General features: G+C 73.0%; 14 protein-coding genes. 5 read left to right on the top strand and 9 right to left on the bottom strand.

Translation table 11 applies throughout. From position 1 onward, the window contains the following. Positions 1-2 precede the first annotated feature (2 nt). From ACSLIC_RS26270 to ACSLIC_RS26280, 3 genes are all read left to right on the top strand, one after another. A complete protein-coding gene (locus ACSLIC_RS26270; RefSeq protein WP_436740183.1) occupies positions 3-2,831 on the top strand; it encodes an ATP-binding protein in 2,829 nt (942 codons plus the stop codon). Between the two features lie 526 nt (positions 2,832-3,357). Beyond that, the gene (locus ACSLIC_RS26275) at positions 3,358-4,053 is read left to right on the top strand and encodes a PAS domain-containing protein (RefSeq protein WP_436740184.1); all 696 of its coding nucleotides are present in this window, start codon (positions 3,358-3,360) and stop codon (positions 4,051-4,053) included. Between the two features lie 112 nt (positions 4,054-4,165). Further along, a complete protein-coding gene (locus tag ACSLIC_RS26280; RefSeq protein ID WP_436740185.1) occupies positions 4,166-4,939 on the top strand; it encodes an aminotransferase class IV family protein in 774 nt (257 codons plus the stop codon). Positions 4,940-5,670: 731 nt separating this feature from the next. Here the strand turns inward: ACSLIC_RS26280 and ACSLIC_RS26285 are convergent. The 8 genes from ACSLIC_RS26285 to paaA are packed head-to-tail and all read right to left on the bottom strand — an operon-like array spanning position 5,671 to position 11,997. Next, positions 5,671-6,537, bottom strand: a complete 867-nt coding sequence (locus tag ACSLIC_RS26285) for an alpha/beta hydrolase family protein (protein ID WP_436740186.1) — start codon at positions 6,535-6,537, stop codon at positions 5,671-5,673. After that, a complete protein-coding gene (locus tag ACSLIC_RS26290) occupies positions 6,527-7,375 on the bottom strand; it encodes a tryptophan 2,3-dioxygenase (protein ID WP_436740187.1) in 849 nt (282 codons plus the stop codon). The genes ACSLIC_RS26285 and ACSLIC_RS26290 overlap by 11 nt, the downstream gene beginning before the upstream one ends. A 45-nt stretch (positions 7,376-7,420) precedes the next feature. After that, the gene (locus tag ACSLIC_RS26295; protein ID WP_436740188.1) at positions 7,421-8,197 is read right to left on the bottom strand and encodes an SDR family oxidoreductase; all 777 of its coding nucleotides are present in this window, start codon (positions 8,195-8,197) and stop codon (positions 7,421-7,423) included. Positions 8,198-8,231: 34 nt separating this feature from the next. Continuing rightward, positions 8,232-9,335: a 2Fe-2S iron-sulfur cluster-binding protein gene (locus ACSLIC_RS26300; RefSeq protein WP_436740189.1), complete on the bottom strand. Its 1,104-nt coding sequence runs from the start codon at positions 9,333-9,335 to the stop codon at positions 8,232-8,234. 11 nt (positions 9,336-9,346) lie between these two features. Further along, positions 9,347-9,865: a 1,2-phenylacetyl-CoA epoxidase subunit PaaD gene (gene paaD / locus ACSLIC_RS26305; RefSeq protein WP_436740190.1), complete on the bottom strand. Its 519-nt coding sequence runs from the start codon at positions 9,863-9,865 to the stop codon at positions 9,347-9,349. Beyond that, positions 9,862-10,650, bottom strand: coding sequence for a 1,2-phenylacetyl-CoA epoxidase subunit PaaC (gene paaC / locus ACSLIC_RS26310; RefSeq protein WP_436740191.1), 789 nt, complete (start codon positions 10,648-10,650; stop codon positions 9,862-9,864). Before paaC ends, paaD begins: the two co-directional genes overlap by 4 nt. After that, positions 10,643-10,945, bottom strand: a complete 303-nt coding sequence (gene paaB, locus ACSLIC_RS26315; protein WP_436740192.1) for a 1,2-phenylacetyl-CoA epoxidase subunit PaaB — start codon at positions 10,943-10,945, stop codon at positions 10,643-10,645. The genes paaC and paaB overlap by 8 nt, the downstream gene beginning before the upstream one ends. After that, a complete protein-coding gene (gene paaA / locus ACSLIC_RS26320) occupies positions 10,942-11,997 on the bottom strand; it encodes a 1,2-phenylacetyl-CoA epoxidase subunit PaaA (protein WP_436740193.1) in 1,056 nt (351 codons plus the stop codon). The genes paaB and paaA overlap by 4 nt, the downstream gene beginning before the upstream one ends. 297 nt (positions 11,998-12,294) lie before the next feature. Here paaA and ACSLIC_RS26325 point away from each other — a divergent pair, with 297 nt between their 5' ends. Further along, a complete protein-coding gene (locus ACSLIC_RS26325) occupies positions 12,295-12,543 on the top strand; it encodes an acyl carrier protein (protein WP_030696831.1) in 249 nt (82 codons plus the stop codon). After that, on the top strand, positions 12,543-14,021 hold the full coding sequence (locus ACSLIC_RS26330; protein WP_436740194.1) for a class I adenylate-forming enzyme family protein: 1,479 nt from the start codon (positions 12,543-12,545) through the stop codon (positions 14,019-14,021). Before ACSLIC_RS26325 ends, ACSLIC_RS26330 begins: the two co-directional genes overlap by 1 nt. Before the next feature lie 82 nt (positions 14,022-14,103). Here ACSLIC_RS26330 and ccrA read toward each other — a convergent pair whose 3' ends face one another. Further along, entirely contained in the window at positions 14,104-15,330 is a 1,227-nt protein-coding gene (gene ccrA / locus ACSLIC_RS26335; protein ID WP_436740195.1) for a crotonyl-CoA carboxylase/reductase, read from the bottom strand. Between the last annotated feature and the right edge of the window lie 34 nt (positions 15,331-15,364).

Raw genomic sequence — 15,364 nt, forward strand, 5'->3', positions numbered from 1 at the left:
GCATGTTGCTGGAGCGCACCACCGAGATCGCCCTGGTCGACGCCGCCCTGGGCGCCGCGACCGAAGGCAGGTCCTCCCTCGTCCTCCTCACCGGCCCCCTCGGCATCGGCCGCTCCGCCCTTCTGCAGCGGCTGTCCTGCCTGGCCGACGACCGGGACGACGTCCGGGTGCTGAGGGCCCACGCGGCCTCCATGGAACAGGACTTCGCCTTCGGAGTCGTACGGCAGCTCTTCGAGACCCTGCTCGGCGACTCGCCCGAGGACGCCCGGGACCGCTGGATGGACGCCCACGCCTCCTTCGCCCGCCACGTCCTGGCCGACGACGCCGCCCCGCCCGGGGCCGACCAGGCCATCGCCGCCACCGAGGCCGTCCTGCACGGACTGCTCTCCCTGCTCGCCAACGTGAGCGCCGAGAGCCGCCTGCTCATCCTCGTCGACGACCTGCAGTGGTCCGACGTGCCCTCGCTGCGCTGGCTCACCTACCTCGCCAAGCGGCTGCACGGACTGCGGGCCGTCGTCGTCTGCGCCCTGCGCGACGGGGACCCCCGCAGCCACCACACGCTCGTCCGTGAGATCCGCGAGGCGGCCACCCAGACCCTGCGCCCCGCCTCCCTCAGCCTGACAGCCACCCAGGAGCTGGTCCGGGAGCACTTCGGCGAGGCGGGCGACGACGAGTTCGTCCAGGCCTGCCACGAGGCGTCCGTCGGCAACCCGCTCTTCCTGATGTCGATCCTCGTCGGCACCGGCTTCCTCGGCCGCCGCCCGCTCGCCGAACACGCCGAGACGGCACGCCGGCTGCGCCCTTCCCAGTTGCGCGAACGGCTCGCCAGCATCCTGCGCACCCAGCCGGCCCCGGTCCGCGACCTCGCCGCCGCCATCGCGATCCTCGGCGAACTGAGCGACGCGCCCACCCTGGCCAGACTGGCCGGGCTCGACTCGATCGGCTACGCGGGGGCCCTGCGCGCCCTCGGCGCGCTCGGTGCCCTCGCCGCCCCCGACGAACCGCGCTTCATCCACCGGTCCGTCCGCGACGCCGCAGAGTCCACCCTCACCATGGTCCAGCGGGAGCGGATGCACGACGAGGCCGCCGCCCTCCTCTACGCCGCCGGCTCCCCGGCCGAACAGGTCGCCGCCCAGCTCATGGCCGTCGTCACCCGGCGCCAGCCGTGGGCCGTCGACGTCCTGCGGGCCGCCGCCGACACCGCGCTGCGCCGCGGCGCCCCCGACACCGCCGCCGGCTACCTGTGCCGCGCCCTGCTGGACAGCCCCGCCGCGGGCGTCGGCCGAGGCCGCCTCCTCGTCGAACTGGGTACCGCGGAGAGAGGGTTCGACCCCCTCGCCTGCGAACGCCACATCGCCCAGGCCATGACCCTGCTCCCCGAACCCCGGGACCGGGCCGTCGCCGCCCTGCGCATCTCCCCGACCGCGCTGGGCCCCGCCCCGCTCACCGCCGTCGACCTGCTGCGCCAGGCCGCCGAGGACCTCGGGCCCGCCGACGGGCTCACCGGCACCGACCGCGATCTCGCGCTCCGCCTGGAAGCCAGGCTGCGCCACTGCGGCCACGAGGACCCCCACGAACTCGCCGCCTCGGCGCACCGGTTGAAGGAACTGGGCCCCGAGCCTCCGGTGGGCACCGGAGGCGAGAGGGAGCTGACGATCGCGCTGCTCGGTGCCGCGACCCTCGGCTGCCACCTGCCCTCCTCCGAGGTGGTGCGCCTCGCCGGGCGCGTCCTGGACCGCGAGCCCGCCACTTCCGCCCGCATCCACTCCACCCTCCCGCTGGCGATCATCACGATGATCGCCGCCGATTCGATGGAGGCCGTCGACTCCTGGCTCGCCGTCGAGCACCGTGCCAACGAGCGGGGTGCCACCCCCGCCAACGCCCTGGTCCACATCGAGCAGGCCCTCGTCCACCTCGGGCGCGGCCGGCTCGCCCAGGCCCGCGAGCAGTCCGAGACGGCCCTCGGGATGACGGAGCCCGCGCACCAGGGCCTGGACACCGCGGCGACGATGACGCACGCCATCGTCGCGCTGGAGTCCCGCGACCCCTCGCTCGCCGAGAAGGTGCTGCGGCGCGCGAGCCGCATCCGGTCGCAGGGCCTTACCCTCACCGGGATCCTGCGCCTGCTGGAGGCCACCCGGGAGATCGCCGCAGGCGACCAGACCGGAGCCCTCGACTCGCTGCACTCCTGCGGCCGCCAGCTCGAGGCCGCCGGCTGGCACAACCCGGTGCTCTTCCCCTGGCGCCCCTGGGCCGTCGGCGTCCACCGCCGCCTGGGTGACATCCGCACCGCCCGAAGCCTCGCCGAGGAGGAGTACGCGCGGGCCGAGCAGTGGGGCGCTCCCGTCGGGGTGGGCCGCGCGCTGCGGCTGCTCGGCCGCCTGGAGGACGGCGGCCGGGGCATCGGTCTGCTGCGCGAGGCCGTCACCGTGCTGCGTGGCTCCGCCAACCAGCTCGAACTGGCCCGCGCCCTGTTCTCCCTCGCCGAACGCCTGGGCGGTGGCGCCGAGACCGGGGCGCTCGCCCGGGAAGCCGCCACCCTGGCCACCTCGTGCGGCGCCCCCGGCCTGGCCGAACGGGCGGCCCGGGCTGCCGGTCATCGCTCCGGACCGCCGGCCACGCCGGAGAACGTGCTCACCCCGACCGAGCGCCGCGTGGTCGGGCTGGCCTGCCGGGGGCTGACGAACCAGGAGATCGCCGGCGCCCTCGGGGTCAGCTCGCGCGCCGTCGAGAAGCACCTGACCCACGCCTACCGGCGGCTGGGCATCTTCGGCCGCCGGGAACTGATCGTCCTCTTCTCGCGCGCGGAATACGCGGGCACCGGCGAGTAATACGCGCCAAGGGAAATGCCCCGACTCCTTCCGCTGCATATGTGCGGAGGGGGCCGGGCTTCCTTGCTTCCGGCCATTGTTCTGCCTGGACCTCGGCGGCCTTCCGAAAGCCGTCTGTGTCCTCGGCCGGGAAATCTGGATGAACGTTCGTCACCATTTCTGCGGGGTGCGGGACCGCGGTGAGGGGATGGCAAGGGCCATCGGGTCCCCAGGTGGGGGACGGTCGCCCGAATTCGGGCCTTCCCCGCAGACGGGAGTGGTGCAAGGCGGTGAGGTACGTACACCGAACCGACCCGACCGAACCTCTTCGGTACGGGACCGTACCTACCGAAGGGGCTACCACAGTATTGGCTGGTCAGCCCTGGGCCGCGTTGACCGCCGATAGCCGCTTTCGTAGGATCCAAAACATCTTCTTTCTCGTCGCTGGCCCTTTCTCAAGAGCCCTGGGCGCGGTCGCCTCCTAATCAGCGTGGGCCGCGCCACCCGCCCCCGTAATGCGAAACGAAGAAAGGTCACGAGTTCCTTGATGCCCGCCACCCCCCACAGCACGCTCATGGATCCCGCGCCGACGGCCGACCCGACCGGCTCGCCCGAACGGGCCGCCGTTCTCGCGGACGGGTTCGACCGGGCCGGCGCCTATGTCGCCTGCCTCGACCCGTCTCTCACGATCCAGCAGGTCAACCAGGAGTTCGAGCGCCGCTTCGGCGGCTCGTCCTCCGAACTCTGCGGCAGCCGCTTCTGCGACCTCGTCCACCCGAGCGTCCAGCAGCCCCTCATGCACCAGTTCGCGCGGATGCTGGACGGCAAGCGGCACCGCTTCGCCACCGAGGTCATCGCGGTCGACCAGGAACGCACGGCGTCCACGCTGCCGTTGAACGCGCTCGCGGTACGCGGTGGTCGCACGCCCGACGTGGCCGCGATCCTCGTGGTGATGAACGCCGCGGAGGAGGAGGCCGGGGAGGCGGACATCATGGCGCCCCGCAAGAAGCTCCTCAGCGAGATCGACGCACGCATCCTGGAGGGCATAGCCGCCGGGGTCTCGACCATCCCGCTCGCCTCGCGCCTCTACCTCAGCCGCCAGGGCGTGGAGTACCACGTCACCGGGCTGCTGCGGAAGCTCAAGGTGCCCAACCGCGCCGCCCTCGTCTCCCGCGCCTACTCCATGGGCGTCCTCAAGGTCGGCACCTGGCCGCCGAAGGTCGTCGAGGACTTCATCAAGTGATCCGTACGCCGTGTGCTCCGTCGGCGGCCGCCCGGCCGCCGGTCCGCACCCCCGCTCGTCCCCGTCGCGCGCTCCGCGCACGGTACGGCGGGCACAGTGACAGGGTGACGTCATGATCGAACTGGACGGGGAACCCGCCGGGCCCGAGGCGCTGGCCTCGCTCGCCCTCACCGACTACGGCCACTTCACCACGCTGCTCGTCGAGAACGGCCGGGTGCGCGGGCTCGAGCTCCACCTGGAACGCCTCATCCGCGACTGCCGGACCCTCTTCGACGCGGCGCTCGACCCGGACCGGGTGCGGAAGCTCGCCCGCCGGGCGGCACCGGAACACGGCCGGGCGACCGTCCGTGTCACCGTCTTCGACCCGGCGCTGAACCTGGGGAACATCGCCGCGGACGCCCGGCCGGGCATCCTGGTGACCTCCCGGCCCGCCCCCGACAAGCCCCCCGGTCCGCTGCGGGTACGTTCGGTGGTCCACCGCCGCGACCTTCCCGAGGTGAAGTCGGTCGGCCTCTTTCCCACCCTGCGGCTGCGCAGGCAGGCCCAGCGGGCCGGTTACGACGACGTGCTGTTCACGGGAGCCGACGGCGACCTCCTGGAAGGCGGCACCTGGAACATCGGACTGGTGCGCGACGGACAGGTGGTCTGGCCAGGCGGAGAGGTGCTGGCCGGCACGACCCGGCAACTCCTGCGGCGTGCCACCGACGGTCCCACCGAGCTGGTCGCCCTCGCGGACCTCGACTCCGTCGAGGCGGTGTTCGCGACCAACGCCGCCGTCGGGGTCCGTCCCGTCACCGGCATCGACGACCGTGCGTTCCCGGCAGCCCATCCGTCGGTGACCCGGCTCGCAGAGATCTACCAGGCACTTCCCGGCTCCCCGCTCTGACGGGGCGCCGGCGCCGGGGCGCCCCGTTCCGCCGCTCCGGCATGCGTCCCTGGGTGGACGGTCGATCGCCTATTCCTTCCATGCCGTTCTGGCATTCGCCATTCGCCCACCCGCTCTCCTTTCGGCAGCACCCGGACATTTCCCTGCAAGGCATGTGGCGAAAGCGGAAGCAGGAAGGAATGATCTCGTAGCGCACATGATCACCCCAGTTCGATCACACGTGGGGTCAACGGTGGATGCCCCGCACGGCTCCGGCGGGCAGCGGTTGCGGGCCTGATGGGCGCTTTCACGCCCTTCGGGCTGTCTTCCGGAACCGCTGGGTGGTCGTTGTTGACGCGGGAGGCGTCCGAGTCAAGTCTGCGGGTGCGCAGATGATGTGATGGAGCATCACCTGCCTTCACGGTTCAGGCATGCGAGATCCGCAGGGCTCGTTCGAGGTAAGCGGAACGGCACAAGACCGCCCCAGAACCGTGGTTCCGTCGGGCCTCGGTGCGAAAGTGCACGTGGGAGGGGCTGCGTCGGCACCGGGGGAGCCGCGGAAGGTGGCGGCACGGGTGAGCGGGTTCGTGTTTGGTGCGGCGACATCACTAGGGAAACACCTGAAGAACACGAGAAGTGCGCGGCTGTTCGGCGCGGCGTGGCGGCGGAGCCGGCAGCGAGGCCGCACCCCAGGTTGCCGGCCCCGGCGAGGCGCCGTCGGGACCGGCCCGCCCGGATCGGTGGTCCGGGCGTCAGGTGGGGCCGGACTCCTTCGCCCTGGCCCGCCGGTCCGTGGGGCCCGCCGTGGTGCCCGGCCCCTCCTCGCGTGCCATCCGCCACAGCGTGTCGGCGACCTCGCGGGCCGCCGGCGCGCCCGGCTCGATGAGCGTGTAATGCCCCGTGCCCGGCAGGACGACGGTGTGCAGGTCGTGGTGGACGGCGGCGTAGTCGGAGAACTGGGTCAGCGGCACTTCCTCGTCCACCTCGCCGTGGAGCAGCACGGTCGGTACCCCCGTCGTCCCCGCGCCGCTGAGCAGGGTGAGCGGGTCCACGGACGCCATGTGTGCGGCGAACCCCTCCTCGCCGCCCATCAGTTGCAGCGCGGCGTCGTCGCTCAGCCCGTCCCGGCGGGTCGCCGCGAGGTCGGTGAGCGGCGCCAGGGCGAGGACACCCGTGGGGAGCGTGGAGGTGTGCCACGGCGACCCGGGCGGCAGCAGCCCGCGGGCCGCGCACCACAGGGCCAGATGACCGCCCGAGCAGTGCCCGGCGAGGATGTACGGCCGCCCCCCGGGCAGCGTGTCCACGAGGCGGGCGACGTCGTCGAAGGTCTCGGGGTATCCCCCCGCCCCGCCCGACCTGCGGAAGCCGGGAAGCACCGTGGAGAGCCCCTGCCCGGCCAGGTAGGCGGCGAACGGTGTCAGATGCATCCGGTCGTACCGCCAGTACCCGCCGTGCAGCAGGATCACCAGCGGAGCGTCCGGGTCCTCGGCCGGCCAGGCGTCGTAGACCTGGTGCGGGTGGTCGCCGTACCTGCCGTGATGGGGCGCCAGTACCGGCTTCAGGCTGAGGACACGCTTCTCCTCCTCCGCCGCGAACGCGGAGATGACCCTAGAGCGCACCGCGTGCCTCCCACAGCTCGGGGAAGACCACACGCCGGGCGCGCTGCTCCAGGTAGGCCACTCCGGCGGTGCCCCCGCTGCCGGGCTTGGCTCCCATGGCCCGGCGCACCACCATCAGGTGGTCGAACCGCCAGCGGGCGACCAGCTCGGCGATGTCGGTCAGCGCCTCCGCGAGCTGGGCCGGTGCCTCGTACGGCGATCCGGCGTAGACGCCGCGCCACAGCTCCACCACGGCCGGGTCGGAGGTGTAGGAGAGGGAGACGTCGCGTTCGCGGACGTGCGCGGGCACGGGCAGGCCCTGGCGGTGCAGGAAGCACAGCACCTCGTCGTAGAGGGACGGCTCGCGGTGGGCGTCGCGCAGTGCCTCGTGGACGGCCGGGTCCCCGCGATGGGCGTTCACCAGGGACTGCGACTTCTCGCCGAGCAGGAACTCGATGTGCCGGTACATCGCCGACTGGAAACCGGAGGCCCGGCCGAACGCGGTCCGGAATCCCTCGAACTGGCGGGGCGTCAGCGCGGCGATCGGCTGCCAGGAGTCGTTGAGCGCGGACAGGGCGCGCCGGCTGCGGACCAGGGCGTCGAGCGCGGCGGGCAGGTCGTCCTTGACGAACGCCTCCCGCGCCGTGCGCCACTCGTGGACGATCAGGGTGAACCACAACTCCATCACCTGCGTGGTGACGAGGAATCCCATCTCGTCGGCGGCTTCGGTGAGGGGCTGTTGCAGGGTGTTGAGGACGGAGGCGTGGACGTACTCCTCGTAGGGGCTGGCGCCGGAGAAGGATCGGGTCAGCGGGGTGTCCTCGGCGGGATCCGCGAGAGCGGACGGGCCGTCGTTCATCGGGGCTCCTAGGAACAGACCGGTGTGGGGCGCGGGGACGGCCGGTCACAGACCGAGGCCGACACCGCCGGTGGCGTCGATCCACTGCCCGGTGACCCAGCGGGCCTCGTCGCTCGCCACGAAGGAGACGACGTCGGCGATGTCGGCGGGGGCGCCGAGCCGGTCGAAGACCGACGCCGAGGAGAGGGCCTTGCGGATCTCCGGGTTGCTCAGCGTCGGGTTGATCTCGGTCTCGGTGAAGCCGGGCGCGACCGTGTTGACCGTGATGCCGCGCGGGCCCAGCTGCTTGGCGAGGGCCGGCGTGAGCACGTCCAGGGCGCCCTTGCTCATCGAGTAGGCGACGATCGCCGGGTAGGCGGTCTGCGTCGCGGCGGAGGAGATGCTGATGATCCGGCCGCCGTCACGCAGCCGCTCCAGGGAGCGCTGGACGATGAAGAACGGCGCCCGGGTGTTCACCGCGAAGACCCGGTCGTACTCCTCCTCGGTGACCGCGGCGATGGGACGGGGCAGGGTGATGCCGGCGTTGTTGACCAGGATGTCCAGCCCCGGCCGGGAACCCGTCCCGGACAGCGCCTCGTCGAAGGCCGCCCAGAGCGTGGCGGCGTCCCCGTCCACGCCCAGTTCCGCGTGGACGGGGAAGGCGCGCCCACCGTCCGCCTCGATCTCCTTGACCGTCCGCTCGGCCGCCGCGTGGTCGTGGCCGTAGTGGACGGCCACCAGAGCGCCCTCGGCGGCCAGCCGCCGGCTGATGGCGCGGCCGATGCCCCGGCTGCCGCCGGTGACGAGTGCGGTTCTGCCCTGGTGCCGCTGGGTGGTGGTCATGGGACTCTCCTCGTGGAAGGGGTGGAAGGGGGACTCAGGCGTCGAAGTCGAGCGTCACGTCGGCGGTGTGCGGCCGGGCCCGGCACACGAGGGTGTAGCCCGCCGCGAGGTCGGCCGCGTCCAGCGCGTGCTGCCGGCCGAGGGCCACGGCCCCCCGGACGACCTTGGCGCGGCAGTTCCCGCACACCCCGTCACGGCAGGCGTAGGGCGCGTCGGGGCGGGACCGCAGCACGGTGTCGAGGAGCGTGGTGTCCTCCGGTGCCGTCGTCACCGTGCCGGTGCGCCCGGCGAGCACGGTGGTGACCCGCCCCTGGCGGACGGCGGGGGCCTCGGGCTCCGGCTCCGGCGGCGCCCCGTCGGTGGAGAACAGCTCGAAACGGACGGTGTCCGGCTCGGCCCCCCACCTCTCGAGGGTGGAGCGGACCGTCTCCACCAGGCCGTACGGTCCGCACACCGCGAACCGGGTCGCGGGGCCGGGCCGGGCGCCCAGCAGGGTCAGCAGCCGCGTCAGCCGGTCCGCGTCGATCCGGCCGCTGAACAACTCGGTCTCGCGCCGCTCGCGGGAGAGCACGTACAGCGCGGTGAAGCGGTCGACGTACGCGTCCTTCAGCACGGCAGTCTCGTCGGCCAGCAGGGCGCCGCGGGCCGTGCGCGCCGCGTGCACCAGGGAGACCCGGCACGTCGGGTCCTCCCGCAGGGCGGCCGCCGCCATCGGGGCCAGCGGCGTGATGCCGCAGCCTCCGGCGATCAGCACATGGTGCGCGCCGCGTACCTGCGGCAGCCCGAAGTGGCCTGCGGGCGGACCCACCTCCAGGAGGTCACCGGCCGCGAGCCGCTCCATGGCGTGGGCGCCGAAACCGTCGGAGGTGTTGCGCTTCACCACCAGCCGCAGCGCCGCCGGGTCCTCGGGAGGCGGGCACACCGAGTAACTGCGGCGCAGTTCCCGGCCGCCGGACCGGTGCCGGACGACGACGTGGGCACCGGGCCGGTGGGCGAACCGCTCGCGCAGGCCGTCCGGAACCTCCAGGGTGATCGCGATGGTGTCCTCGGTGAGCCGGTCCAGCAGGGTGACCGGCAGCGGGTACCAGCCGGTGCGCGGCGGCGCCGCCTGCGCCGCCCTCGGAACCGCAGTGTCCATGGGGTGTCGCCTCACATCGCCGTCATCAGGGGAAAGGTCTCCCGGCAGCCGGCGCAGTGGAGCATCGACTGACAGCGGGCGGGGCCGAACGCGCTGTGCGGACGGGTGGCCAGGGAACCGCAGTACGGGCAGGGCGTACCGAGACCGAGCCGTACGGGCTCGGGGGCGTCCGAGGGCGCGGGCGGTGCGATCCCGTGCGCGGCCAGCGCGGACCGGCCCCGCGCACTGATCCGGTCCGAACTCCAGGCGGGCGCCAGCACGTGCCGGACGCGGCCCTCGGGGTGACCGCACCGCACGAGCACCTCCCGCACGGAGGCGGTGATCGCGGGCAGGGCCGGGCAGCCCAGAAAGGTCGGCAGGATCGCCACTTCGAGGTTCCCGTCGTCCGCGACCGCCACGGACTCGACCACCCCGAGGTCGCCGAGGCCGATCATCGGCAGCTCCGGATCGGGCACCTCGCCCACCTGCCGCGCCACCTCCGCCACCGGCAGCGGGGCGGGGGAGGGCTCCGGGTGCGGGGGACTGCTCACCACGTGCCTCCCGGGAACTGCCGGTGCACCGACTGGAGTTCGGCGATCAGCGGGCCGAACGCCTCGGTGTGCAGGCCGTCGCGGCCTCCGGTGGCGTGCCACTTCGGCGCGGGGAGCGGCAGTCCGGCCCGCTCCAGCACGGCTGCCACCTCCTGGTGCCAGCGTTCGCGCAGCGGGCCCGGTGCGGGCACGGCACCTGCCGCGGTGAGCCCGCGCACCAGCGCGTCCTCCTCGAACAGTTCGGCCGTGCACGGCCACACCCGCTCCAGCCCGGCCCGCATCCGCCGCGCGCTCTCCGCGGTGCCCAGGCCCAGCCGGACCACCCAGTCGTCGGCGTGCCGCCGGTGGTAGGCGACCTCCTTGGCCGCCCGGACCGCGAACGCCGCCAGCTCCGGGTCCGTACTCGCGGCCAGGGCCTCGTACAGGAGCACGGCGTGGTGCGTGTAGGCGAGCTGTCGCGCCACCGTTCCGGCGAAGTCGCCGTCCGGGATCTCGACGAGGAGCGCGTTCGTGAACTCCCGTTCCGTGCGCAGGAACGCGAAGTCGTCCTCGGTGCGGCCGGTGCCGTCCAGGCGCCCGCCGATGGTCAGCAGTGTCCGGGCATGGCCGACCAGGTCGAGCGCGATGTTGGAGAGCGCCAGGTCCTCCTCGACGGTCGGCGCCCTGGTGATCCACCGGCACAGCTGCTGCGCGAGCACCAGCGCGTCGTCGCCGAGCCGCACCGCGTACCGCGCCAGCGCGGCGTCCGTACCCTGCCGGGTCGACCCGGTCACCGTCTCAGTCATCGCCCTCGCCCCCTTCCGACAGCGGTACGAACTCCTCCGGGTAGCGGTACGGCTTGTGCGGCGCGTTGCTGAAGAACGGGTCGCGTTCGTCCGGCGACGCCGCGTACACCGTGTCCGAGCGCACGACCCACAGCGACAGCGGCTCGCCGCGCCGGGTGTACAGGTCGCGGGCGTGGGAGAGCGCCATGTCGGGATCGCTCGCCCGTACCGAACCCACGTGCTGGTGGGACAGCCCGCGGCGGGGCCGCAGGAACACCTCCCAGGACGCCGGGGCGCCCTCCGCCGACCCGCTCACGCCACCGCCTCCGTGCTCGTGCCCGCCGTGTCCGCACCGGACTGCCGCGCCGCGTACGCGGCGGCCGCCTCCCGGACCCACGCGCCGTCCTCGTGCGCGGCGACCCGGTGGGCCAGCCGCTGCCGGGCGGTGTGCGTGTCGTCGCCCAGTGCGCCCCGGTACAACTCCCAGTCGACCGGACCGAAGTCGTAGTGCCCGCGCTCCTCGTTCCAGCCGATGCCGGGGTCGGGCAGGGTCAGGCCGAGGCGTTCCGCCTGCGGCACGCAGTGGTCGACGAACCGCTGGCGCAGTTCGTCGTTGGTGTGCCGCTTGATGCCCCAGGCGATGGCCCGGCGGGAGACCGCCGCCCCCAGCGCGGCCGATTTGGCGTCGCCGCCCGCCGCGTCCGTGTCCGGCGGCCCGAACATCAGCGCCACCGCCGGCAGCCACCAGCGGTCCACCGCGTCCTGCGCCATCGCCTTCTGCGCGGGCGTGCCCTCGCAGAGCGCCTTCATCAGGTCGTACCCCTGCCGCACGTGGAACGCCTCCTCCTGGCACACCCGGCGCATGGCCCGCGCGTAGGGCCCGTACGAGGTGTGGCACAGCGGCGCCTGGTTGATGACCGCGGCGCCGTCCGTCAGCCAGGCGACGGCCCCGGTGTCCGCCCAGGTCAGTGCCGGGTGGTTGAAGGTCGCCGCGTACCGCTGCTGGCCGCGGTGCAGCGCCGCCAGCAACTCCGCGCGGTCCACGCCCAGCGTCTCGGCCGCCGAGTACAGGTACAAGCCGTGGCCCGCCTCGTCCTGGACCTTCGCCAGCAGGACGGACTTCCGGTGCAGCGACGGTGCCCGGGTCAGCCAGGCGCCCTCCGGCTGCATCCCGATGATCTCGGAGTGCGCGTGCTGGGCGATCTGCCGGATCAGCATGCGGCGGTAGCCGTCCGGCATCCAGTCCCGGGGCTCGACCGTCTCCCCCTCGGCGAGCAGCGCCTCGAACTCGGCGGTGAGCCGGGCCTGCGACGCCGCCTCTTCGTCGGCGGCGGGGGAGGCCGTCGCCCGCGCCGGTGCGCCGGTCATACGGCCCCGTCCCCGGGCCGGGGCCACACCGGACCGGTGTCGCGGACCGCGACGGCGGTCTGCGCGTGCTGCCTGGGCACCTGCATCACATCCTCTGCTGCCAAGGGCGGAACCTCCGTACCCGGGAAGAGGCGTCCGCCCCGGCCCGCTATCCCCCGCCCTCCCGATCCGGCGCGTGACGAGCGTCACCACGAGGCCGGGGGATTGCCGCCGCCTCCTCGCGCCTCTTCCTCTGCGACAACACGCGTGTGTGGCCGGGACCGGCGGACGGCCGCGGCTGAGTGAAGAGGAGAAGGCATGAGCACCATCAGGGAGTTGCTGGTCGAACTCACCGGCACCACCGAGTACGCCGAGACCCTCGGTGACGACGTCGACCTGGCCGGCAGCGGCATCGACTCGGGCGACCTGGTGCGCCTGGTCCTCCTGGTCGAACAGCGCACGGGAGTGGAGATCACCGGGGACGACATGGAGGAACTGCGGACCATCGCCGACTACGAGCGGTTCGTCGCCGAGCGCACGACGGCCGGGACGGCCGGCGGTGCCTGATGTGGCTGACCCAGTTGGCGGAGCGCAACCGCCAGTGCCACCCCGACCGCACCGCCCTCGTCGACGAGCGGCGTAGCGTCACCTGGGACCAGTTCCACGACCGCACGGTCGAACTCGCCCGGGGCCTGGCCGCCGTCGGAATCCGGCGCGGTGACCGGGTCGCCGTCCTCGCCCAGGACCGGATCGAGGTGGTGGAGAGCTACTTCGCCCTCGCCCGGCTCGGCGCGCTCTTCGTGCCGCTCAACCACAGTCTGGCCGTCCCCGAGGTCGCCGGCATCATCGAGCGGGTCGGCGCCGTCGCCGTCCTCGGGGAGTCCGCCCTGCTCGACCGGCACACCTCGCTCCCCGCCTCCGTGCGTATCCGGATGCCGCTGGACAAGCCCGTCTTCGACACGCTCGGCACGGTGGACGAGCCCGTCGAGCTGCCCGAGGTGGCCGACACCGACCCCGTCGCGATCCTGCACACCTCCGCGACCACCGGACAGGCCAAGGGCGTCACCGTCGACGGCGGCTCCTTCCGCGCCATCGCCCTCGGCTGGCTCGTCCTCGCCCGCCCCACGGACGACATCGTGATGGTCAACTGCTGCCCGCTGTACCACGGCAGCATGGTCGTCTCCCTGACCTACATGGCCGCGGGCGCCACCATCGTGCTGATGCCCGGTTTCACCCCGCAACGCGCTCTCGCCGCGGTGGAGGAGAACCGGGCCACCCACATGTGGATGGTCCCGCAGATGGTGCGGTTCATGCTCCAGGCCAAGGGCTCCCACCGCACCGACCTCGGCTCCCTGCGGGAGATCCTGTACGGCGCCGCACCCATGCCGCTCGACGTGTACGCGGAGGCCGTCGAACGGCTCGGCTGCGGCTTCCGCCAGGTGTACGGCATGACCGAGGTCGGCGGTCCCTTCGTCACCCTGGGGCCGGACGAGCACCCCGAGCCCGGCGACGTCACCGCGCGCATCCCCTGCGGACGCGTCGTCCCCGGCATGTCCGCCCGCGCCGTCGGCGAGGACGGGCGGGAGGTGGAGCGCGGCGAGATCGGCGAGATCGTCGCCCGGGGACCCGGCGTCATGCAGGGGTACTGGAACGACCCGGAGTCCACCGAGGAGGTCACGGCCGACGGCTGGGTCCGCACCGGCGATCTGGGCTTCATCGACGAGGGCGGACGCATCCACCTGGTGGACCGCAGCAAGGACGTCATCATCCGGGCCGGCCAGAACGTCTACCCCTCGGAGATCGAACGCGCCCTGACGGCCCATCCGCAGGTCCGCGACGCGGCCGTCGTCGGCGTGCCCGACGAGGACTACGGCGAGGTCCCGCTCGCCTACGTCGTCGTCGATGAGGGGACGACCACGGCCACCCTGCTGGCGCACGTCCGCGAGAACCTGGCCCCGTACAAGCGGCCCCGGTCCTTCGAGTTCATCGAGCGGGTGCCCCGCAACCCCGCCGGGAAGATCCTCAAGAAGGCGCTGCGAGCCTGAGCCCCCGGCACCGCTCCGCCGGAGAAGAGACGAGGGCCGGTACCCCGGTGGGGGTACCGGCCCTCGTACGTGCCGGCCGGCGCTACCCGGTGGCGTTCACCAGCACCGCCATGTTGCCCGAGGGGTGCTGGTTGTCGTGGATGAGCTGGTGGGCCAGCCCGATCTCCTCGAAGCCGAACGTCCGCGACAGGCAGGGGTCGATCGTGCCCTGGTCGATCAGCCGCGTGATCTCGCGCGCCTCACGGGCGCTGGCGACGTGCGAGCCCTGCAGGCGCTTCTGCCGCATCCACAGGAACCGCAGGTCCACGTCGCCGTTGTAGCCGGTCGTGCCGCCGCAGACCACGACCATGCCCGCGTTGTCGGCCATGTAGATCGAGGTCGGGATGGTGTCGGCACCCGAGTGCTCCAGGACGATGCGCGGCGCGCGGCGCTCCCCGAGCACCTCCCAGAAGCGGCGGCCGAAGGCGCGGGCGCCGTCCAGCCACTTCTTCATCGCCTCCTCGTCGGTGGTGTCCGGCAGCCGGCCCCAGTGGTCGAACTCGCGCCGGTCTATCCACCCCTTCGCCCCGAGCCGCATACAGAACTCGCCGCGCTCCTCGCTGGAGACCACGGCCACGGGGATCCCGCCGACATGGCGCACGAGCTGGATGGCGATACTGCCGAGGCCGCCGGCGCCGCCCCAGATCAGGACCGGGTCGCCGGGCCGCACGGTGTGCGGCTCCCAGCCGAAGAGCTGACGGTAGGCGGTCGCCGCGGTGGCCATGTAGCAGGAGGCCGCCGCCCAGGAGAGCCGCTGTGGCTTCGGGTGGCACATGTACTCGTCGACGACGGCGAACTGGGCGAACGAACCGTAGTTCTCCTCGTACCCCCAGACCCGCTGGGTGGAGGAGGTCACCGGGTCGGCACCCAGCCGGATGTCCTGGGCCGACTCGTCCCAGCGGCAGGCCAGGACGACCACCTCGGCACCGGGCTTCAGGCGCACGCCGTCACCGACCGCCCAGACGATGCCCGACAGGTCCGAGCCGCCGATGTGGAAGTCCTCGGCGGCCCCCTGCTTCTGGCGGGCCGCGATCACGTCGAGCGGCTCACCGAGTGCCGCCCACACGTTGTTGTAGTTGACGCCGGCGGCCATCACCTTGACGAGCACCTGTCCGGGGCCCACGGGCGGGACGTCCACCACTTCGGTACGGAAGGCGTCCACGGGCCGGCCGTAGCGTTCCTGGCGGATCAGGGAGGCGTACATCCGCTTCGGCGCGGTGCCGAGGGGTGGGGCGTCGCCGAGTTCGTAGAGGTCCTTGGTCACGGTCACGGGGAGTCCTTCTGGAGCGGGGCGGACGGGTCGG

Source organism: Streptomyces sp. BBFR102 (genome assembly GCF_051397025.1).
In the GTDB taxonomy this organism is placed as follows: domain Bacteria; phylum Actinomycetota; class Actinomycetes; order Streptomycetales; family Streptomycetaceae; genus Streptomyces.